This is a genomic window from Raineyella sp. W15-4, from assembly GCF_033170155.1.
GTDB lineage: Bacteria > Actinomycetota > Actinomycetes > Propionibacteriales > Propionibacteriaceae > Raineyella.
This window is the reverse complement of record NZ_CP137079.1, coordinates 127,934-148,917: the sequence shown is the minus strand read 5'-3', so window position 1 is coordinate 148,917 and position 20,984 is coordinate 127,934. Positions and strand designations below refer to the sequence as shown.

Annotated in this window: 18 protein-coding genes and 1 pseudogene; 9 read left to right on the top strand and 10 right to left on the bottom strand. The window is 69.9% G+C overall.

All coding sequences use genetic code 11. From position 1 onward, the window contains the following. Position 1: 1 nt before the first annotated feature. The 3 genes from R0145_RS00645 to R0145_RS00635 are packed head-to-tail and all read right to left on the bottom strand — an operon-like array spanning position 2 to position 3,044. Positions 2-835, bottom strand: a complete 834-nt coding sequence (locus R0145_RS00645; protein WP_317838507.1) for an alpha/beta fold hydrolase — start codon at positions 833-835, stop codon at positions 2-4. Then, complete coding sequence (locus tag R0145_RS00640) at positions 832-1,911, bottom strand: extradiol ring-cleavage dioxygenase (RefSeq protein WP_317838506.1); 1,080 nt, start codon at positions 1,909-1,911, stop codon at positions 832-834. Before R0145_RS00640 ends, R0145_RS00645 begins: the two co-directional genes overlap by 4 nt. Before the next feature lie 2 nt (positions 1,912-1,913). Further along, on the bottom strand, positions 1,914-3,044 hold the full coding sequence (locus tag R0145_RS00635) for an amidohydrolase family protein (RefSeq protein ID WP_317838505.1): 1,131 nt from the start codon (positions 3,042-3,044) through the stop codon (positions 1,914-1,916). Positions 3,045-3,122: 78 nt separating this feature from the next. Here R0145_RS00635 and R0145_RS00630 point away from each other — a divergent pair, with 78 nt between their 5' ends. From R0145_RS00630 to R0145_RS18340, 5 genes and pseudogenes are all read left to right on the top strand, one after another. Next, complete coding sequence (locus R0145_RS00630) at positions 3,123-3,917, top strand: FadR/GntR family transcriptional regulator (RefSeq protein WP_317838504.1); 795 nt, start codon at positions 3,123-3,125, stop codon at positions 3,915-3,917. Positions 3,918-4,413: 496 nt separating this feature from the next. Beyond that, entirely contained in the window at positions 4,414-5,853 is a 1,440-nt protein-coding gene (locus tag R0145_RS00625; RefSeq protein ID WP_317838503.1) for a radical SAM protein, read from the top strand. Positions 5,854-5,883: 30 nt separating this feature from the next. Further along, on the top strand, positions 5,884-6,492 hold the full coding sequence (locus tag R0145_RS00620; protein ID WP_317838502.1) for a TetR/AcrR family transcriptional regulator: 609 nt from the start codon (positions 5,884-5,886) through the stop codon (positions 6,490-6,492). Continuing rightward, positions 6,489-7,274 carry a patatin-like phospholipase family protein gene (locus tag R0145_RS00615; RefSeq protein WP_317838501.1) on the top strand — a complete coding sequence of 262 codons (786 nt, stop codon included), beginning with the start codon at positions 6,489-6,491 and terminating at the stop codon, positions 7,272-7,274. Before R0145_RS00620 ends, R0145_RS00615 begins: the two co-directional genes overlap by 4 nt. Then, positions 7,210-7,749 (top strand): annotated as a pseudogene (locus tag R0145_RS18340) (putative ABC transporter permease); the annotation flags it as partial. The gene R0145_RS00615 and the pseudogene R0145_RS18340, both read left to right, overlap by 65 nt. Positions 7,750-8,016: 267 nt before the next feature. Here the strand turns inward: R0145_RS18340 and R0145_RS00610 are convergent. Then, positions 8,017-8,781: a sulfite exporter TauE/SafE family protein gene (locus R0145_RS00610; protein ID WP_317838500.1), complete on the bottom strand. Its 765-nt coding sequence runs from the start codon at positions 8,779-8,781 to the stop codon at positions 8,017-8,019. Positions 8,782-8,907: 126 nt separating this feature from the next. Continuing rightward, the gene (locus R0145_RS00605) at positions 8,908-9,552 is read right to left on the bottom strand and encodes a phosphatase PAP2 family protein (protein WP_317838499.1); all 645 of its coding nucleotides are present in this window, start codon (positions 9,550-9,552) and stop codon (positions 8,908-8,910) included. Between the two features lie 144 nt (positions 9,553-9,696). Here R0145_RS00605 and R0145_RS00600 point away from each other — a divergent pair, with 144 nt between their 5' ends. The 3 genes from R0145_RS00600 (at position 9,697) to R0145_RS00590 (ending at position 11,502) form a co-directional block, all read left to right on the top strand. Beyond that, the gene (locus tag R0145_RS00600; protein ID WP_317838498.1) at positions 9,697-10,143 is read left to right on the top strand and encodes a helix-turn-helix transcriptional regulator; all 447 of its coding nucleotides are present in this window, start codon (positions 9,697-9,699) and stop codon (positions 10,141-10,143) included. A gap of 4 nt (positions 10,144-10,147) precedes the next feature. Beyond that, the gene (locus tag R0145_RS00595) at positions 10,148-10,555 is read left to right on the top strand and encodes a VOC family protein (RefSeq protein WP_317838497.1); all 408 of its coding nucleotides are present in this window, start codon (positions 10,148-10,150) and stop codon (positions 10,553-10,555) included. A gap of 152 nt (positions 10,556-10,707) precedes the next feature. Further along, a complete protein-coding gene (locus R0145_RS00590; RefSeq protein ID WP_317838496.1) occupies positions 10,708-11,502 on the top strand; it encodes a trypsin-like serine peptidase in 795 nt (264 codons plus the stop codon). Positions 11,503-11,521: 19 nt separating this feature from the next. Here R0145_RS00590 and R0145_RS00585 read toward each other — a convergent pair whose 3' ends face one another. The 5 genes from R0145_RS00585 to R0145_RS00565 are packed head-to-tail and all read right to left on the bottom strand — an operon-like array spanning position 11,522 to position 19,380. Then, a complete protein-coding gene (locus tag R0145_RS00585; RefSeq protein ID WP_317838495.1) occupies positions 11,522-12,709 on the bottom strand; it encodes a Wadjet anti-phage system protein JetD domain-containing protein in 1,188 nt (395 codons plus the stop codon). Continuing rightward, a complete protein-coding gene (locus R0145_RS00580) occupies positions 12,706-16,152 on the bottom strand; it encodes an ATP-binding protein (protein WP_317838494.1) in 3,447 nt (1,148 codons plus the stop codon). The genes R0145_RS00585 and R0145_RS00580 overlap by 4 nt, the downstream gene beginning before the upstream one ends. Then, positions 16,149-16,871, bottom strand: a complete 723-nt coding sequence (locus R0145_RS00575) for a DUF4194 domain-containing protein (RefSeq protein ID WP_317838493.1) — start codon at positions 16,869-16,871, stop codon at positions 16,149-16,151. Before R0145_RS00575 ends, R0145_RS00580 begins: the two co-directional genes overlap by 4 nt. Continuing rightward, positions 16,868-18,340: a DUF3375 domain-containing protein gene (locus R0145_RS00570; protein ID WP_317838492.1), complete on the bottom strand. Its 1,473-nt coding sequence runs from the start codon at positions 18,338-18,340 to the stop codon at positions 16,868-16,870. The genes R0145_RS00575 and R0145_RS00570 overlap by 4 nt, the downstream gene beginning before the upstream one ends. A gap of 32 nt (positions 18,341-18,372) precedes the next feature. Continuing rightward, on the bottom strand, positions 18,373-19,380 hold the full coding sequence (locus R0145_RS00565) for an aldo/keto reductase family protein (RefSeq protein WP_317838491.1): 1,008 nt from the start codon (positions 19,378-19,380) through the stop codon (positions 18,373-18,375). Between the two features lie 105 nt (positions 19,381-19,485). Here R0145_RS00565 and R0145_RS00560 point away from each other — a divergent pair, with 105 nt between their 5' ends. Further along, entirely contained in the window at positions 19,486-20,961 is a 1,476-nt protein-coding gene (locus R0145_RS00560; protein ID WP_317838490.1) for an HNH endonuclease signature motif containing protein, read from the top strand. Positions 20,962-20,984: the final 23 nt, after the last annotated feature.

Here is a 20,984-nt window from a genome sequence, read left to right as displayed (position 1 = left end):
GTCATGCCTCCTGGAGGAACGTGGTGACAACAGCGTTGAAATGGCCGGACCGCTCGATCTGGGTCCAGTGGCCACAGTGGGCGAACATGTGCAGGTCGGCGTTCGGCAGCGTGTTCGCCATGGTCCAGCCGACCTCCTTGGGAACGACGCGGTCTTCCCGGCCGTGGATGACGAGGGTGCGGGTCCTGGTCGCGCGCACCTGCTCCTCGGTGACACCGAGTTCGTTGCCCCTGTGCCGAGGATCGAAGAACATCAGCCGATACGCCTCGTGCGCGCCGGGCTCCTGGGACGCGGCGTACCGCCGCTCGACCAGTTCGCGGGTGATGATGCTCTTGTCGACGGCGAAGTACTCCTTGAGCAGCGCCTCCATGTTCTCCGGCGACGGGTCGTACGCCCGCAGTGCCGTCAGCCCCTCGGTCTGGAACATCCCCAGGCCGGGCGAGCCCATCAGCACCATCCGCTCGACCCGTTCGGGGGCGTCGTGCGCCATTTCGAGCGCGATGCGGCCGCCGAGTGAATTGCCCACGATCGCCACTTGCTGGAGCCCCAGCGCATCGAGGAATGCCCAGACGTGGTCGGTCCACACGCGCAGCGAGTAGATGATGTCCCTGGGCCGCTCGGTGTCGCCGTAGCCGACGATGTCCGGGGCGACGACGTGGAAGTTGTCTGCCAACGCGGGGATGTTGTGGTTCCAGTTGGCCAGTGCGGAGACTCCCGGGCCCGAGCCGTGGAGGAGCAGTAGGGCCCGCGCGCCGGACCCCGCCTCCACGTAGCTGGTCCCGAAGCCGCCGGTGCGGATCCGTCTGGTCTGAAGGCCGGTGATGGCGGCGGTCATCGAGTTCCCTCTCGGTAGATGGCGAAGCTCTTGTTGGAGTTGAAGACGTCGGTGGAGACGAAGTCCGACCACTCCAGCCGCAGGCCCAACTCATGGACCGCACCGAGAAGGCAGTACCAGTTGAGGATCTCCTGCTGGCCGGAGGCGACGACTTCGTCCGAGGTGACCGCCAGCCAGGTGTCGAGGTCCCCCGCGGCGAGAGCGTCGTACAGATTCCGGTCGGAGGTGGTGTCGGGCCGCAGGTGCCAGCCCTTGTCGTGCAGGAACGCGTGGCTCCAGCTGGACGAGGCGACCAGCGCGATGCGCTTGCCGGTGTCACGCAGCACCCGGGCGACCTCGGCACCGTGCTCGAAACAGCGCTGCGGGGTCGGGCCGGACGGGTCGACCTGTTCCTGGCGGATCTGGGCGAAGTGGGCGAGCCCGCCACGCCGGGCGATGACGTGAGCGCCGTAGCAGTTCACCGTGATCGGCACCATGGTGTACGGGAACCGCTGCCCGGCGTGCTCGTAGTCGAGGAACAGCTGGGTGTTGAGAATCGCGTGCGGGAAGTGGGCGTCCTTCCGCTTCACGTACGAGTAGGACATGTCGACACCGGATCGGATCAGCGAATCCGCCAAGGCCCGAGAGAAATCCCGATCGCCTTTGATCGTCACCTGCTGGTCATCCGGCAGGCCCCAGACGTTGGTCTGGCCCAGCGAGTTGAGCACTGCAAAGGCCTCCACCTCGACATCGGGATAGGCGAGAACGCAGAAGGGTGGGATGACCTCTTCACGGAAGTTCTCGTACTGGTCGTCGCCCCAGACGACGACGTAGTCGGGAGCGAAATCGTCAAGGGCCTCACGACAGCGGTCCAGGTCGCGGACCAGGGCCCTCCGGTGCCCGGCGGCCGCGGCGGTGCCACCGTCGTCGGACCACTCGGCACGCATCGGCTCGGGCCAGGATGCGGGGTCCTTGAGTTCGGCGGGGATATCGGGGTCGCGCAGCGTGTAGCGGAGCAACCCGGCCATGTCCTCGTCCTTGCCGGCCAGCAACGGGTAGTGGGTCAGTCCGAGTCCCAGGAATCTGGTGTCGGTCACGGTCATGCCTCCAGTGGGGTGAGGTCGGGAGTGGTGGGAACGGATGGCTGGGGTCCGCGCAGGCGGCGACCCAGCAGGTCGTACGCATTGGCGGAGCGGATCCGGTCTGCGGCGGCCGGGTCGAGCCGGACCCCGGGGTCGGCCGCGCCGCCACCCGGAGGGCCGAGCACGGCACCGAGCGGCACCTCCATCGCCGAGAAGGGGTAGTCCGAGCCGACGACGAGATGGCCGGCCCCGAAGCGCTCGACCGCCAGGGCCAGGGACGTGGGGTCGTACGTCAACGAATCGGCCCACAGCCGAGCGGCGAGGTCCATGACGGACGGAGCGGTCGCGGCGATCGGGAGGATCCGCTGACCGTGGGCGAGCCGGGGAAGGACGGACGGCAGGCTTCCCCCGCCGTGGGCGAGCAGCACTCGCAGCCCCGGGCGTACGGCAAGGACCCCGTTCAACAGCAGGTCGGCAGCAGCGATGGCCGTCTCGGTCGGCATCCCGAGCCCGAACGACGCCCCGGTCCGAACGATCCGCGGGTCGATGCAGTGGTCGACGGGGTGCAGGAACACCACCGCACCGGTCCGCTCGGCGGCATCCCAGAAGGGAGCGTACGACTCGTGGCTGAGCGGGAGGTCACCGACCTGCGGGCCGATCTCGACGCCGACGAACTCGGGGCGGCCCATCAGCTCCTCGAGCATCGCGGCTGCTGTGGCCGGGACCTGGAACGGGACGTGGCCGAACGCCACGAACCGGTCGGGAGCCGCCGCCACGAGCGAGGTGAGGAACGCGTTCTGGTGTGTGGCCAGCTCGGTGGCCTCCTCGACCCCCGCGTCCTGGCACAGCGTGACCGGCGTGGGCGACAGCACCTGCACGGCCACATCGCTGGCATCCATGTCACGCAGTCGGGCGGCCGGCGACCAGGCTCGCTCGTCGAGGAGCCGGTACGGACGGCCGCGGTGGTAGACCCGGATCGCTACGCCGGACAGCCGCTCGACGCTCGGCAGCGACCCACCGTCGGCGACGTTCAGGTCCGGCAGGTCGGGATCGAAGACGTGCGTATGCACGTCCACCATGCCGCGGCTTCGGTCGCCCATCTCGCCCTGCCCTTCGCACTCGTCGTTGACTGCCGGTGTGATGAGCATGACATATTGTGTATGCATAATTCAAGAGATTCTGGCTACAGAATTTTCGACCGGCAGAATCTGCGGGAGGATGGGCGTGTGAGCAGCAACCACGCGACGACAGCCGGCGAGAGCGACCTGCCACCCCGGCTTTCCCGGGCGCAGGAGATCGCCGCCACGCTCGAGGCGGAGATCCGGGATCAGGACTGGCCGGTCGGCTGGCGGGTGGGCCTGCGCACGGAGATGATGAAGCGTTTCGAGGCCAGCCCGACGGCGATAAATGAGGCTCTGGGCATCCTCCGGGATCGGCAGCTCATCGAGGTGCGTCGCGGGCCGGGCGGCGGCGTGTTCGTCGCCAGCAGGCCACCCCACGTACGGCTCGGCGTCGTCCATCTATGGTTCAACCACACGAACGTGAGCCCGGCGTGGATGTTCGAACTGCGCGTACGGGTCGAGAACCGCGCCGTCCCCCGGGTGCTCGCTCGTATCACGGACGCCGACATCGAAAGACTCGAGGACCTGCTCCGGATCATCGCCGGGACTGACGATCCAGAGGCGTACCTGGAAGCGGCCTTCGGGTTCCACGATGTCCTGGTCCGGGTCGCCGGCGACGACCTGCTCAGCGAGATGCACCGGATGCTGTTGACGGTTCTGCGGGTCAGCCGTGCACGTGCGACGTTCTCACCGGACGTGGAGGTGCACCGTCCGCGGAGCGTGATGATCCACCGAGAGCTGATCGACGCACTGCGGACCGGTGACGAGGTGCGCTTCGAGCGCTTCATCGCCGCACACTTCCAGACGATGATGCGCACCGGGATGGACATCGGCTCGGACGAGGCAGTGGCCGTGCCGGTCTGGTCCAACCTGCCTGCCGGAAGCAGCCGCGACACCTGACTGCACCCAGCCACCTGACTGCACCCGACCATCGCCGCCGAGGAAATATCGGCGACGAGCGGCCCCAACCCACTGGGGCGAGACCCGGGGCTCAACCCGCTGACCGGGCGTCAGGGGCGCGAGTCGAGTGCGGTGACCTCCACACCGTCACAATCGGGGGTCACGATCAGCTGACAAGCCGGGCGAGGGATCCGGTCCTCTCGCTCCACCACAGTGACGTTGAGGCCCGACCACAGCATCCGACCCTGCAGCGGTCGCCGGCCAGACGCCGCGAAGCGGCTCGTCGACCGCAATCGTCGTCTTCCTGCCGCTCTGCATCCACACCCCCAGAGGTTTCGAACCGAGAGTAGACTCTCATATCGAGAGTACGATATCGGTTAGCCGGTAGGCGAGGTCCCGGATGGAAGGAAGTCCGGACGGACATCCGATGGAGTCCCGACCCGGCCGCCGTGCAGGACCACCGGCTCGCCTCGAGGTGAACCAGAAGGAGAGAAACATGCCCAGGTGGATGGACCAGGCAACATCGTTCGGCGTGGAGAGGGCTCTGGACTACATCGACGGAGACTTCCGGTCGAACGCGCCCAGGCTGCTCGACTGGCTCGAGCGATTCGACCGTACGGAGCAGCCCCGCGCCTATCGGGCCGTGCGCAAGGTGCTCGATGATCCCTCGTGTGCCGGGAACCGGCTCGTCGCCAGCGTCTATGACGACATCGACCCGAGGATGCGCCGGACGCTGCTGCGCAACTTCGTCATCAACTCCTGCATCCTGGGCAACAAGCGTCGCAAGCAGGTGATGGCGGCGGAGGACTGCAACGTGCCGTGGGCCATCCTGATGGACCCCACCTCGGCCTGCAACCTGAAGTGCGTCGGCTGCTGGGCGGCCGACTACGGACACAAGCTCCGGATGAGCTACGAGACCCTGGACAGCATCATCGAGCAGGGCAAGGCGATGGGCACCTACTTCTACATCTACTCTGGGGGTGAGCCGCTCATCCGCAAGAAGGACATCATCCGGCTGTGTGAGAAGCACCCCGACTGCGTGTTCTTGGCGTTCACGAACGGCACCCTCATCGACGAGAAGTTCGCCGACGAGGTGAAGCGGGTCGGCAACTTCCTCCCGGCCATCAGCATCGAGGGGTCGGAGGAGGCGACCGACTCCCGGCGCGGTCCGGGCACCTACCGGGCCGTCGTCCGCGCGATGGACCTCCTGCGCGAGCGCGGTCTCGGGTTCGGCTTCTCCACCTGCTACACCTCACAGAATGTCGAGTCGGTGGGCAGTGACGAGTACCTCGACGAGATGCTCCGCCTGGGCTGCAAGTTCGGGTGGTTCTTCACCTACATGCCGGTCGGCAACGGATCCCCCACCGACCTGATGGTCACTGACCAGCAACGCGCGTTCATGTACCGCCAAGTGCGCCGTTTCCGCAAGGAGAAGCCGATCTTCCTGCTGGACTTCTGGAACGACGGAGAGTACGTCGACGGGTGCATCGCAGGAGCCCGCTACTACCTGCACATCAACGCCAATGGAGACGTGGAGCCCTGCGCATTCATCCACTACTCAACGGCCAACATCCACGACGTTTCGTTGCTGGAATCGCTGAAGGGCCCACTGTTCGCCGAGTACCGAAGGGGCCAGCCATTCAACGAGAACATGCTGCGTCCCTGCCCCCTGCTGGACAATCCCGGCGCACTGGCCACCATGGTGCACCGTTCGGAGGCGCACTCCACCGACATGTCCAGCCCCGAGGACGTCGATGCCCTCACCGACAAGTGCCGGCCCGCGGCCGACAGGTGGGCAGCCACCTCGATCGGCCTCTGGCGGGATTCCCCCGCGGGGCAGCAATGCGCCGCCTGCCGCCAGGGCGCGCAGTTGCCGCAAGAGCTCGAACTCGAGGACGCCGAGGTTTGGCCTCGCGGCGGCGTCGGACTTGACTAACCAATAGTTAACTATCAAAGTGAGAGTGTGATGTCGGAAAGTTCTTCTGAGACCTGGGCGGCGCTGCGGACAGACGCCCGCTCGAGCATCGGCCGGATTCTGGACGCCGCACGGCGGCTGTTGGGCGACCCGGCGGCGACACTCAACAAGGTCGCAGCAGAGGCCGGGGTCGGGATCGCCACGCTCTACCGGCACTTCCCCAACCGCAAGGTCCTGGCGCAGGCCGTCCTCGACCGGGTCTTCGACGAGGAGGCCGAGCCGTTGCTGCAGGAGTTCTGCTCGACTGACGCCTCGCGAGATGACCTGCTGGCCGTTGCGGACCGACTCGTCGACATCCTGCGACGTGAGCGAGGCGTGGTCCGGGAGATCGGGGACGCCGGTGAGGTGACAGCGCATTTCCTCGCCCGGAACGGGCGTCTTGCCGCCACTGTGGAGCGCGCCAAGGCCGCCGGAAACCTGCGGCCCGATCTGGAGACCGACGACCTGCCGGTGCTGCTCGCCGTCCTGACGACCGGACAGGGCGTGGTGGACGCCGATCCTGCCACGCGACGGCGCTATCTGAGCCTTCTTCTGGACGGGTTGAACCCGTCGGGTGCCGTCCCGCTGCCCGTCACGGAACGACACCCGAGCCAGCCATGACCACGCCCGGATTGGGGATCGCGCTCGGTGGTGGGGCGGTGCTGGGTGCTGCCCACCTCGGTGTCCTCCAGGAACTCCAGGCTCGTGGCCTGCAGCCCGAGTTCGTCGCCGGCACCAGCGTCGGGGCGCTGGTCGGGGCCGGTTACGCGGCCGGCCTCGGTCTGGACCTCATCGAGACACTGACACTGGACGCCCGCTGGGCCGACTTCGGCCAACTCACCCTCGCCCCGCGGCTGGGGATCCTCGACTCCACCGCACTGGAACGGACGGCCGCCCGGATCGGCATGGACCTCAGTATCGAAGACCTCCCGCTGACGTTCGGGGCAGTCACAACCGATCTCCTCACCCGCGAAGAGGTGGTCATGACCAGCGGCTCCCTCACCCGGGCGCTCCGGGCCAGCATCGCGATCCCCGGGCTGTTCCCACCGGTGACCGACAACGGCCGGATCCTGATCGATGGCGGCTTGGTCGCCAACCTGCCGATTTCCGCCGTGCGTGGGCTCGGAGCACGTTGGGTGATCGCGGTCCGCGTCCGTCCCGAATGGGAGTGTCTGCCGATCGCCCCCACCGCCGACAAGATCGCCCACCTCGAGACCGAACCCAACACGATCGTGATCCGCCCGCGGGTGGACGACCTGTCGATGTGGCGGATGACCGACGTACCTCAGCTGATCGAAGCCGGACGGGACGCGGCTCGAGCCACCCTCGGTGAGTTGCATGACTTCGAGTCGCTGGGCAGAGACGCGGTCGTCGTCGCCTCCCCGACGGTGCGCGGTGACTGACATGGTCACGATCAGCCACCTCGCGCTCACCTTCCTCGTCTACTCGTTCCTCGGCTGGATACTCGAAGGTGTCGTGCGGCTGTGGTGCGAGCGACGCATCATCAACCCGGGCTTCCTCACCGGCCCGGTCGTCCCGATCTACGCGGTCGGAGCACTCGGCATCCAGCTCTGCATCACCGGCGCCGCCGACGCTCCGCCCCTGGTCTTCGTGATCGGAGTGCTCGTGGCCACCGTTGTCGAGTTCGTCAGCCACCTGCTGCTGCAACGGCTGTTCGGCCTGGTGCTGTGGGACTACACCGGCAAACTCGGCAACATCCAGGGACGCGTGTGCCTGGTCAACTCCCTCGGCTTCGGCGCCGCTGCACTCGCCGTGGTCTACCTGATCGACCCCGTCCTGCAGAACCTGCTCGACTCGCTCCCTGAGCTGTGGGCGGTCGCGCTTGCCTCGGCGCTGGCCACGATCTTCATCGTCGACTGGGCCCATTCCACAGCCTCCGTGCTGCGTGTCCGTCCCGAGATCCAGGAATTCCGGGGCTCGCTCACCCGGCTACGCAACCACATCGACCACCAGCTTGCCACCGCCGCCACAGGCTTCGATCGGGCCTGGACCCGACGCCGCGTCCGCCTCCTCCGCGACTCCCAGAACACCCTCACCCGGCTCGAGGCGGCCTTCCCCCACGCTCACTCCGCGCAGCCCGAGCCCACCCAACAACCCCCTGCCGCCACGTGGATCACCCCTCGATCAGCGCCACCACAGCCACACCGCCAGGAAGAACCCGCCGGCCGCGACGACCGCCCGCAGCACCTGCTCGGGGATCAGGCGCTGGATCACCGGGCCGAAGTTGCCGCCGACCACGCAGCCCAGACCCAGCGCGATCGCCGCAGCCCAGTTCACCGGTCCGAAGCCGATGAAGATCAGCGAGGCGACCAGGTTGCTCACCCCCAGCAGCAGGCTCTTGATCACCATCGCCCGGGTGAACAGCTCCGAGCTCGCGATCAGGGTCAGGGCGAGGTACATCACGCCGGCGCCCGCCCCGAAGTAGCCGCCGTAGCAGCAGACCAGGAACAGCCCGATCCAGTAGACGACCGGATTCGGCTCACCGGTCCTCAGCCGGCTGATCCGAGGGCTGAGCAGCAACAGCACCGACGCGAGCACGATCAGCCACGGCACGACAGCTGTGAAGCTCGATTCCCCGGCGACCAGCAGCAGCGCCGCCCCCAGACCGCCGCCGACCGCGGCCACCGCCAGCTGTGCGGCCAGCGTCCGGCGGCTGCCACCGGTCACCGTACGCAGCGCCCGGGCGGTGGACCCGACCCCCACCCCGACCAGCCCCAGCGTGTTGGAGACGTTCGCCGCGACGGGAGACAGGCCGGCGGCCAACAACACCGGGTAGCTGACCAGCGAGGCCAGCCCGGTCAGGTAGCCGACGATGCCGGTGCCGATCCCGGCGAGCGCGATCAGCGCCAGCACACCCGGCGACATCCCGAGGATCTCGAAACCGCCCATCTGTCCCTCCTCACCGCGCCGGCAACGGCGCCACCATGAACGCCACGGCTCCTGATGTGTCGATCGGAGCGTAGTCCCCCTTCGTCACCGCGATCGACGCCTGGTGATCTCCGGCTGACGACTCGGTCAGGAACGGGCGTCCGTCGCGACGGCCATCCGGCGCCGTGGCGGCCTGGCCTGGACCACACGGCGTACGGCCCCGGAGACGTCCGTCAGCACCGAGGCAAGCGCTCCCCACCCGACGGCGACCAGGACGGCGGCGGCCACGTCACTGGGACGGTGCCATTGCAGGACCACGACGGCCAGGCCGGCAGCCGAGACCACGACGCTACCGATCCCCGCGACGATCGCCCGGACACCCACCGGCGCCAGCAGGACGGCGACCACCACCACCGCAGCGATCGCCGCGACGTGCCCGCTGGGGAAGGAGTTGCCCATCGGCCCGTCATCGAGCCCCGGACGAGGCAGGACCAGCTTGAGCACCTCACTGGTCACGACCGATCCGCCGATGGCGAGCAGCGCGACACGGTACCGGCGGCGCCGGCGCCCGGACACCGCCAGCAGCACCAGCACGACCGCGGCGAGCGCCACCACGGGCGCGATCACCGCACCGGTCCATGCCGCCGCAACCGCCCAGGAGGCGGGGACCTCGCCGAGCCGCACCATGACCAACTGGTCCAGCTCGCGGCCCGGCGGTGTCGCGACGAACGTCCGCCAAAGCGTCGCGATCCCCGCGACGCAACCCAGGACCACCCAGATCGTACGTTTCATGGCCACTCCTCTCCGCTGGTCCGATCCACGGTAGGGAGCAACCACACGATCCTGCCCTGCGCCGTCTGTGCCGCCGATGTGAGGGCTGATCGCCGACAGCCGACGCCCGGCGCGGGAGCCCCGCAGCATGGCACCATCGGCGATGTGACCAGCAACCCTGACGAGTCGACCCGACTCCGTGATCTCGCCCTGTTGCGCCAGGTGCGCGACCGGATCGACCGGGAGTACGACCGACCGCTGGACGTCGAGGCGCTGGCCCGCGGGGTGTACATGTCCGCCGGCCACCTGAGCCGGCAGTTCCGGGCCGCGTACGGCGAGTCCCCGTACGGCTACCTGATGACCCGGCGGATCGAGCGCGCGATGGCGCTGCTGCAGCGCGGCGACCTGAGCGTCACCGAGGTGTGTTTCGCGGTCGGCTACTCATCACTGGGCACCTTCAGTACCCGGTTCTCCGAACTGGTCGGGATGTCCCCCAGCGCCTACCGGCAGACCGCCTCGCAGTGGGCCGGGCTGCCTGCGTGTGTGGTCAAGCAGGTCGCCCGACCGATCAGGAATGAAGAAGCGCCGCCACCGGCGCCCGACCTAGCGTGAAGACATGGACATCACCATTCATTCCACCTTCCTCCCGCAGACCGATCCGGAGGCGTCCCTGGCGTTCTGGCGCGACACGCTCGGCTTCGAGGTCCGGCTCGATGTCGGCTCCGGTGCGATGCGCTGGCTCACCATCGGCCCGGCCGGCCAGCCTGACACCAACATCGTGCTGGCCCCGCCGAATGTCGACCCGACCCTCACCGACGACGAGAAGCGGACGATCAACGACCTGATCGCCAAGGGCAGCTACGCCATGGTCCTGCTCACCACCGACGACCTCGACGGCACGTTCGCCACGGTGGAGGCGAGCGGCGCCGAGATCGTCCAGGAACCCACCGACCAGCCGTGGGGCGTCCGCGACTTCGCCGTCCGCGACCCCGCCGGCACGCTGGTCCGGATCAACAAGGGCTGACGGAGGAGGGAGCGACCCGACACCGCCGTTATACAACACCGCCGTTATACGACACCGCCGTTATACGAACGTCACAGGTACCGTGGCAGAGTGCAGTGGCAGGAGGCATCGGCGTCGATCAGTAGGGTCGATCAGTAGGAGGGCGGCGGATCGTGACGAGGGGCAGGACCCGCAGGCGCGTGCTCGCCACCGCGGCGACGGGGATCGCTCTGGCCTGCGCTGCGTACCTGGTGCCGGCCGTTGCCCACGCACACTTCCTCGTCCGGCTGCTGGGCCCGACCGTCGGCAGCACGACCATTGCGACACCCGTCTCCCCGGCCGGCGACACTCCGACCGACGGCAGCACAATCGACGGCGTCGCAAGTTCGGTGCCCGGATTGACCGCCGCCACGCCCGGCCCGACGCTGCAGGACATGCACGCCTGGATCGTGCCGTCCACCTGCACCGCCGAGGTGCTCGACACTCCCAGCGGCTCCTGGCTGTTGACCGCCGCCCACTGTGACACCCCGGACGCCCTCGATGCTGCGGGACGGACCTGGACAGTGGTCGACCGGGTCACCCCGCAATGGAAGCTCGACCCCGACCCGGCCACCCTCGACCTGGCACTGCTGCAGGTCGACGGCGACATCGAGCAGGCCGTCGGCGGCGGCTTCACCGTCGGCACCGCGCCGGCCGACGGCAGCACGGTGTCGATCTGGGGCTATCCGCAGACCACCGACCGGCTCACCGGTTGCGACGACCTCGCGGTGACCGTACGGTCCGACGGGGCGGCGGTGGAGTCCTGCGATCTGCCCGACGGGACCAGCGGCTCCCCGTGGTACACCGCCGACGGTGTGGTGCACGGGGTGATCGGCGGGCCCGATGACGGCGGCACCAGCGACTGGGACACCGAATCGACCCTCTTCACCGACGAGACCGTGGCCTGGGTGGCATCCGTCGTCGGCTGACGGGATCGGCCGACGGGGTCTATCGAGCCGGTCCGAGCCGGTCGCTCGGGGCACGTGCTGAGCCGGCGAGCCGGTCGGTGGCGTACGGCCAGGGGATGCGTTCCTGCTCCAGGCGGCGATCACCGTCCCGCAGGGCCGCCAGCGCCTGGCGTTCAGTGAAGGTCAGGTGGGTGATCTCTCCACGGACCGGCCGCGGTTCGGTGCCGGCCAGGTGTGCATGTGCCGCCAGCGTGGCGCTGTCCATCAGGACCGACTCCACCTGGGGAAGATGCTGCCGCAACCGCGACAGGATGGCGAAGCCGTGGGTGTCGAGATCGCCCCAGTAGACGACCCGGGCGGCACGGATCCAGCCGACGCCGGCCAGCTCCGCCACCCGGTATCCGCCGCCGTGGACCGCCACGGCGTCCTCGAGCATCGGGAACGCGTGCAGGGTGGTCAGATTCTCGACCATCCAGACCACCGACGGCCGTACGGCGAGACGGTCCAGCTCGTCCACCGGCGCGGCGAAGTCGCGCAGTGCCCCGGGCGCCAGCGTGGCATCGAGGAACCGGACGGCGAACGGCCGGGCGCGGGCTCTGAGCCCCAGGTCCGCCGGGCCACCGACCGCCGCCACCAGGTCCGAGACCAGCGTGCGGTGGTGTTCCAGCCATTTCGTGTCGAGGCCGTTGACGGGCAGCTCCCGGTCGAAGAGTCCGGAGTCGGGATGGGCGACGAACCAGTCCACGACGTCGACCAACCGCGACAGGTCCGCCCGGTCGAGTCCGACGAGGGCCCGCCCATGCCGTCGGATCGCCGCATCGAGCGGCGTCACGACCCCGGGTGAGGCCTCCCCCGCACAGCGCCGGCGCAAGACAGCCACGGCGTGGGTGCCCCGATCCCAGTCCTGGCGGTGACCGGCGACAGCGGCCAGCCCGGCGAAATCCTCGCCCTGCACCCGGATCGGGAGACGCTGAGCGCCGAGGCTGCGCCAGCGTCGCACCACCCAGTCGACCCGGACGCCGCCAGGAAGCCGCCCCTCGTCCCGGCGCCACCGGGCGACCCAGGAAGCGACGGCGGTGGTGTCCCGGGCCGCCTCGCTCTCCGTGGGAGGTCTCAGCGACCATGACCACGGATGCTCACCGGCGGAATCAGCGACCGCGAGTTCGTTGCGGAACCGGCGGCCCCATGCCGATGTCGCCCAGGCGCGGAACTCCTCGGGCGACCTCACCACAGCCCCGGTTCCGCCGGCTGGCGCACGGGTGGCTCCCGATCCGCGGGCACGCCCGGGGCAGCCCCGGTGCCGGGCACCTCGGCCGGGTCGGTCGGCGCCTCGGCCGACTCCTCGAGGTCGAACCGCATCACCTCGAGGTGGGAGTGATGTGACGGGTCCATCAGCACCAGCGTGGTCCCCCCGACGTAGTCCTCGAGCGTCTGGAGCATCTTCATCGGCGTGGCGAGGAGCAGCTGGAAGCCGAAGGTGCGGAACACCTCCAGCCCCGCCCTGGTGAACTCCGGGTCGGTCTTGTCGAACGCCTCGTCGAGGACCACCAGACCGTACTGCGGTTGGTCGGCGCCCTCCCGGGCCAGCTGGTAGCGGAGGGCGGCGGCCAGGCAGAAGACCACCAGCTTCTGCCGTTCTCCACCCGACAGTCCACCGGCGCCGGTGTAGTAGTCGACGGGCCTGCCGTCGGTGTCCTGGACCACGGCGGTGAACTCGACATGCAGCCGAGTGTCCAGGCACTGCGCGCGCCAGCGCCGGTCCGGCGCCTCGGTCGAGGACAGCCGGCTGAGGATCCGCTGCATCTCCAGGAACCGCTCCTCCGCCTGCTGCCGCCCGGCCGTCGAGTCGTCGGCGCCGAGGGTGTCCTCGATCGAGCCCGCGGTGATCCGACCGAGCGCACCCAGGAACTCGGTGAGCTCCGGGACGCGCCGGTCGTCCACCTTCACCTGCAGGTGACGGCCCGGCGCGTATTCGGTGCCCGCCAGCGACGTGTTGATCGGATCGATCCGTTCGCGGACCTTCCGTCGCGCCATGGTGATCCGCAGGGACAGATTGCCGATGTTGTTGCGCGACTGGCTCTGCAGCAGGTCGAAGAAGCGCTCCTCGAACTCGGGCAGCCGGTCGGCGCGCAGGCCGGCCAGGATGGCGAGATAGTCCGGCAGGAAGTCGATCCGGATGGCGAGTTCCGCGGCCTGGGCGGGCCAATTCGTCTTGTAGGTCTGCATGGTCCGCTCACTGCGCCGTCCCGCATCCTGGCGACGCTTCTCCCGCTGGGCCAGGGCGTCCCGGAGGCGTCGCTCGACGGCCTGGAACGCCTCCCGGAGCGGGGCCTCCGGCACCGCCGGCCCGGTGCCGACCCGCTCCCACTCCTCGGCGAACAACGCAGACAGGGTGTGGCCGGCCTCGTCCGGCACGTCCGGCTGGGCGGCCAGTCGCTCCTCCAGACGGGCGATGGTGGACCGGAGGTCGTCGAGGTCCCCGGCCGTACGGTCCCTGCGGGACTGCAGCCGTCGACGGGTCTCCTCGGCCTCCGCGTACGCCTGCGTCGCGGCCGCGAGCCGAGCCTCGATGTCCCCGAGACCGGAGGCCGCCGCGCGGACGACGTCCTGGCGCCGGACCAGGTCATCGAGCCGGCGGCGCGGCTGACCGGTGTCGATCTCCTCCCAGGCGAGGCGACGCAGCTCGGCCAGTGCCGCCGCCATCGCCCCGATCGCGTCGCGGGAGTCCTCATCGGCCCGCAGGGCCTGGTCGGCATCGGCAGCGGTGGTGGCCGCCTCCCGGAGCGTCTCCCGCAGCCGGGTCTCCTTCGCCGCCGTGGAGAAGCCGAGCACCCAGGAGCGCCGATCGTCGATCGGGCGCCGGTCGTCCTTCTCGTGCCTGGTCGCGGAGTGTTTGATCTGACCGGCGCGGGTCACGGCGCGGGGCGCGCGGACCAGTTCGGGGATCGTCTCCACACACGCGTAGTCGTAGCGGCGGAGCAGTTCGCCGGCCAGCCAGTGCGCCCACGGCCCCGGCTGCAGCATCACCTTCCTGACCAGCGACCGAGGATCGGAGGGGGCCCCGTCGGGCGCCGCGACATCAGCGGGGATCCGCTCGTAGACCAACCGGGTGCCCAGCTGGGTGGTGTCGACCAGCTCAGCCACCGCGGCGTACTGCCCGTCCGGCACCAGCAGCGTACGGGCCAGCGGCCGCAGCACCCGCTCGATCGCGCCGGCCCAGTCCGACGCCTCCTCGCGGACGTCGATCAGCTCGCCGGCGAACGGCAGCGTCTCCCGGGTGAGACCGAGCCGATCGGTGAGCAGGGCCCGTACGCGCAGCAGGTGCGGCTCGAGGTTGGACTGCTGGGCCAGCAGGACCTTGAGGTCCTCCTGGATCACCCGGACCCGGGCGTCGGCCTCGTGCTTGGCCCGGACCAGCTCATAGCCCGCGGCCCGCCGGGACTCGCGGTCGGCGTCCACCTGCCGGCCACGGCGTTCCGCCTCCTGCTGGAGCCGCGCGTGCTCCTCGGCGTCGGCGGCGAGCGACAGCCCCGCCCGCTCCGCGACCGGTGCCATGCTGTCCCGCCGCCGGCGACGCTGCTCCCACAGGTCCCGCTCGGCGCGGATGGACGCGGCCAGGGTGGCGAGTTCCGCCCCGCCCGCGCCCAGCAGGCGCTGGTTCCAGGCGTCCCGCTCCTCCTGGGCGGACGTCGACGCCGCAGTGGCCTGCGCCAGCTCCCGTTCGAGCCCCCGCAGGAGGCCGGTCTTCTGCCGGGCGTCGTCGCGCGCCCGATCGAGCCGGGTGCGCTGCTCGAAGACCGGCAGGTGGTCGAGCTGCCGGGTGAGCGACTCCGTCTCCGTCTCGAGGCGGGCCAGTTCCGTGCCGATGGCCTCCAGCGGTAGCAGCGTCTCGACCTGGCGGCGCGCGTCCACCACACTCGCGTGGGCCGCAGTCAGCTCGCCGAACTGCGCGACCGCCTGGTCTGCCAGGTCGAAGGTGTCCGGCTCGTCGAGCATGAAATCGCGCAGCAGGGTGTCGAGACTGTTCAGGTTCTTGGCCGACTGGGTCTTGTGTAGCAGCCGCTGGGCCTGGTCCGAGGCGAGTCCGAGGCGGCGCTGGACGCGCGCGGCGAAGGCGGAGTAGCGCGTGAAGACGTCCCAGTCAGCGTGGCGCGACCGGAGCCGGCGCAACTCGAGTCCGTTGGCGACCAGGTCCTGCAACGAGAGCAGCTCGACCGGACCGTCGGCGATCACCAGCAGGGAGGCCAGATCGTCCATGGCATTCGCGCCGCGGGCCAGGTGGAACAGCCGGATCAGGGTCGTCAGCCGGGTGCTGTCGTCGAACGTCAACGCGATCCCGCTCCAGGTGGCTCCGTCGCGCAGGTAGGCCGTGGTCACCTCTCCGGTGACGTCGTCGGCCTCCCGCCGGTAGGCACCGCGGACGTATGACACCAGGCTGCGGGACCGGTCGGCGCTGCCGCCCTCCTGCGCGGCGGCGTTGAATGCGAGCCAGCGAGGCGGGACCAGCACCGCGGACAACGCGTCCAGCAACGACGACTTGCCGGACCCCGACGGCCCGGTGATCAGCATCCCGTCCCTGGGCACATCGATGCCGAACGCCCCCTGGAAGGTGCCCCAGTTGACCACCTGAATCCGCGCCAGCCGGTGCTGTCCCGGCGCTGCGACACTCATCCGGCCTCCTCATCGGCGGCGGTGACTCCTCCGGCGGGGCCTGCGGCTGCCTCGGCCGCGAAACGCCGGAGCTCTCGGGTGACGGCGATCACCTCGTCGGCCCCGAACACCAGCCCGAGGATGGGTGAGACCTCGTAGCGGTCCGGTTCCTTGGTGCTGCGCAGGACCGAGGACCGCTTCAGCTTCTCGACCGACGCCTGGATCCGGTTCTCGTAGCCGGCCCGGTTCGTGCCGGTCAGCGGCTGGTAGACGGCGAGGACCTCGGTGAGCTCGTCGCGCCCGACGATCACCCGCAGCTCGTCCGATTCGGCGCGCAGCAGCAGCTCCCGCAGATGCAGCACCAGCGCGGTGTCGATCAGGGTGAGGCGATTGCTCCGGACGACGCCGGGGACGTCGAGCTCCGGAGCAGTGACCTTGCGGATGAAGCCCAACCCGCGGTCGCGATCCAGCACCAGCTCGAGGAACAGGTCACCCAGCCGGGACCGGACAACCTCCTCGTGACCGAGCAGAGTGGCCCACGGGCGGGGGTGGCTGTCGCGGCTCACGAACGGGCCCTGCAGGAGCAGCACGAGGACCCGTCGGACGTCCTCGGGCAGCTCCCCGGCGTCCCCCTCGAACAGCGCCGACGTCGGCGCAGTGGGCTCGGTGGGGCGGTCGGGGGCAGGCGCACCCGGCATCTCGTCGGGGTATGCCCGGCGCGGGGTCGTACGCTCGGTCATCGTCGGCTCCAGCTCTCGGGGACCTCGGAGAAAACGTACCGCCGGACACTGACAGTCCGGGTGGTTCCGTCACCGGTCCGCCATCGCAGCCGCTCGTCCCCGGAGGAGACCAGGCCGTACTGCGACGCGAGGACGAGCAGGCCGACCACCGATGCCAACCCCTGGGTGGCGGGATGCTCGGACAGGACGGCGCCGACCGACGCGACGGCGAGGTGCTCCATCGTGGCGGCGACGGCCGCCCGGAGCTCGACGAAGTCGATCTCGCTGGCCCGGACCTGCCGCCGGAGGGCAGCCAGGTCCAGGAGCCCGTTGGCCCGCTCGATGACCGGATCGGCGGTGCGCTGGTCGGCCGGATTGGTCAGCGTCCAGGATCCGATGGTCGACAGCGGGAACGAGGTGCGGTCGAGCTGGATGTCGAGTTCGTCGAACGGCCGTCCGACGCCGAAGGCGGTCAAGCCGGCCGCCTGGGCCTCCTGGAGGGCGTCCGCCAGCCGCCGGTGTTCCTGGAGTGCCCGCGACTCCACGAATCGGCGCAGGCTGCGCGAGAAGCCGGTCATCTGGCGACGGACCTGGGTGCTCTCGTCCTGCAGGGTGGTGAGCAGCCCGCGCAGGAATCTCCGCTGGTCCGTGGGGATGGTTCCGGTGAAGGCGCGCGCCAGCACGGCCTCCACCGCGGCGTCGAACTCCGCCGCCCGCCCTGCATCCAGGACCAGCGCGTGGAAGGCCGCGAAGGTCCGCCCCGATTCGGACTGCTCGATCAGGTCGACCCCCGCGAACACCCCGTCCAGGACATCACCCCGGGACCCGGACCGAGCGATGATCTGCTCGCGCAGCCCATGGTTCACCCGTTCCAGGTCGGCGCTCACCCGCGCGAAATCCCCGGGGATCTCGCCGGCCAGGCGCAGGATCTCCTCCAACCGCTCCCGGGAGGTGGCGTCGTCCGGCTGCTCGGCATGGCCGGCCCGCACCCGCTCGATCCGCGCCTCCACCGCGGCCCGCTCCGCCTCCAGGGCGGCCAGTCTGCTCTCCGGCTCCGGATCGGTGTCGACCGCCAGCCGGGCCAGCAGATCGGAGACGTTGGACAACCGGGACGAGGTGACCGAGGAGCGCGGGCGCTGCACCCCCAGGACGAAGCGGATGGCGGCCTGGGCGCCGTCGGACAGTTCGACTGTCTCGTCCCGGTCGGCGGTCGGGCGCCGGATCAGGAAACCGTCACCGACCCACGACGCCACGTACTCCCCGGCACTGCGGGGCAGGTCGAACCCGATGCTGCGCAGCTCGGCCAGATCCTCGGAGACGGCCTCGGTGAACTCGACCGCGGGCAGCACCCTGGTGGGGGCGGTGAGGCGGCGCCCCAGGATCGCCACGACGACCGGCATCAGCTCCGCGCGCAGCAGCCGCAGCCCTGGGTCGGCGTCGCGCAGCAGGCGAAGGTCGGCCCCGGTGGCCGCGACCGGATCAGTGGTCATCGCGGTGCCTCCTGCCGGCCCACCCCGCGAGGTCAGGCCGGCCGGCCCTGTGGGGCGCGGGTCAGCGACGGGTCACGGACGACGACGTCGCCGAGCACCTCGTCGATCCGGGTCATCAGTTCCGGCGGGATGGTGACCCCCGACGCGGCGACGTTGTGGGTGATCTGCTCGGGACGGGAGGCGCCGACCAGGGCGGCCGCGACATTGTCGTTCTGCAGCACCCAGGCGATCGCCAGCTGCGCCATCGAGATGCCCAGCTCGTCGGCGATCGGCTGCAGGCCCTGCACCCGCTCGACCAGCTGCTCGTTGTCGAGGAAGCGGTGGACCATCGCGGCGCCACCCTTCTCGTCGGTGGCGCGGCTGCCCGCCGGGGCCGGCTGGCCCGGCTTGTACTTGCCGCTCAGCACACCCTGGGCCATCGGCGACCAGACGATCTGGGAGATGCCCAGCTCCTTGGACGCGGGGATCACCTCGGGCTCGATCACCCGCCACAGCATCGAGTACTGCGGCTGGGAGCTGATGATCCGGAAGCCCAGCTGGGAGGCCAGCTCCTGACCGGCACGGAGCTGTCCGGCCGTCCACTCGGACACCCCGATGTAGAGGGCCTTGCCCTGCCGGACGATGTCGGCGAAGGCCTGCATGGTCTCTTCCAGCGGCGTCTCCACGTCGTAGCGGTGCGCCTGGTAGAGGTCGACGTAGTCGGTGCCCAGCCGCCGCAGCGAGCCGTCGATCGACTCCAGGATGTGCTTGCGGGACAGGCCGACGTCGTTGTGGCCCTTCGGGCCGGTGGGCCAGTAGACCTTGGTGAAGATCTCCAGCGACTCGCGCCGCTGCCCCTGGAGGGCGTCGCCGAGGACCTTCTCCGCGGCCGTGTTGGCGTACACGTCGGCGGTGTCGAAGGTGGTGATGCCGGCGTCCAGCGCGGCGTGGACACAGGCGGTGGCGGTGTCGTTCTCCACCTGCGAGCCGTGGGTGAGCCAGTTGCCGTACGTGATCTCGGAGATCTTCAGACCGGAATTGCCGAGGTAGCGGAACTTCATGTCGTGAGCCTAGCCCGGTGTCCATCGCGGCCGACGGGGGTGGGGCGACTGTCAGTGCCTTGGCGGAGACTGTTGCTATCGAACATCTGTTTGTTTGGGGGGATCATGTGGGACTGGTCGGAGGCCGTCGATGCGGATCGGTTGCCGCGCCCGGAGGCGGAGGATCTGGGGATCGGGATCCAAGGCGCCGCGACGGCGCAGGCACGGTGTGATGCCCGGCTGTTGGAGCTGGTCGGGCAGTTCGACTCGGGCGCGGGGTGGGCCTGGTTCGAGGGGATCACCTCGTCCGCGCACTGGCTGGGGTGGGCGTGTTCGATGAGTGCGGGAACGGCGCGGGAGCACGTCCGGGTCGCGCGGGCGCTGCGCTCCATGCCGACGGTGGCGGAGTTGTTCGCCGAGGGCGTTCTGACGTATTCGAAGGTCCGCGAGGTGACCCGGCTGGCCGGTCGGGTCGAGGAGGCCGAACTGTGCGAGTTGGCCCGGGCCCAGACCGCCTCCCAGCTGGCCCGCACGGTCCGCTCCTACCGCGCGCACACCGGGACGCATCTGGGCCAGGTCGAGCGGCGCCGGCTGTCGTGGCGCGAGACCGACGACGGCATGGTCACCCTCAGTGTCCGGATGCTGCCCGAAGAGGCCGCGGTCGTCCGCGGCGCTCTCGAGGCGGCGACCGACCGACACCTCGACCGCCCGGACGATCACCCGGACCAGCCGATCGCGCCCGACGACCACCAGGCCGACGAGAACCACGGCGACGGCCACGACGGCGATAATCAGGCGGATCGGCCGGTCATCGATCAGGTGGCTGCACTGCGCGACGTGGCCCGCGGCTACCTGAACGCGGTCCCGACGACCTGTGTCGACGACCCGGACCTAGTGGTGGTCCATGTCGGCGTCGAGACGCTCACCGGAGCGACCGCGAACGGCGCGGTAGGGCCGAACTGGTCGGTGAAATCGGACAAGGACGTTCCCGCGGGAACGTCGGACACCTCGATCGCCTCGACAACCGGACCGGGGTCGGCGAGTCGGCGGGCGTCACAGGCGTGGATCGAGCGCGGTGGGCCGGTCGAGGCGGCGACCGCGGCCCGGCACGCCTGTGACGGCGATGTCGTCGGGATGATCACCGATGCCGAGGGGGACGTGCTGGCCATGGGCCGGACCAGACGGTTCGCCTCGCCCGCACAGCGGCGCGCGTTGCGGGTCAGGGACGGAAGCTGCCAGTTCCCCGGCTGTCGGCAGCGGCGACGACTGAAAGCGCACCACATCGTGCACTGGGCCGACGGCGGGCCGACCGATCTGGACAACCTGATCTTGCTGTGCCAGGCCCACCACACGTACGTGCACGAGGGCGCCGTGGAGCTGACCGGTCGTCCGGGAGCGTGGGTGTTCACCCTGCCCGACGGACGTACCATCCGCACCGGCGAGGCCCCCGATCCCGACCAGGTCGAGACGATCGTGCAGGCCGCGGCTCGGGCCGCAGCCGAACAGCCGGACCGGGTCTTCCCGCCCCAGGCCGGTGAGGGCTTCCGCCTCCACGACTGCGTACAACGCCTCTTCGACATTGAGCTACCCACCGCCGCCTGACAGCTGAACCGCCGAACCACGCC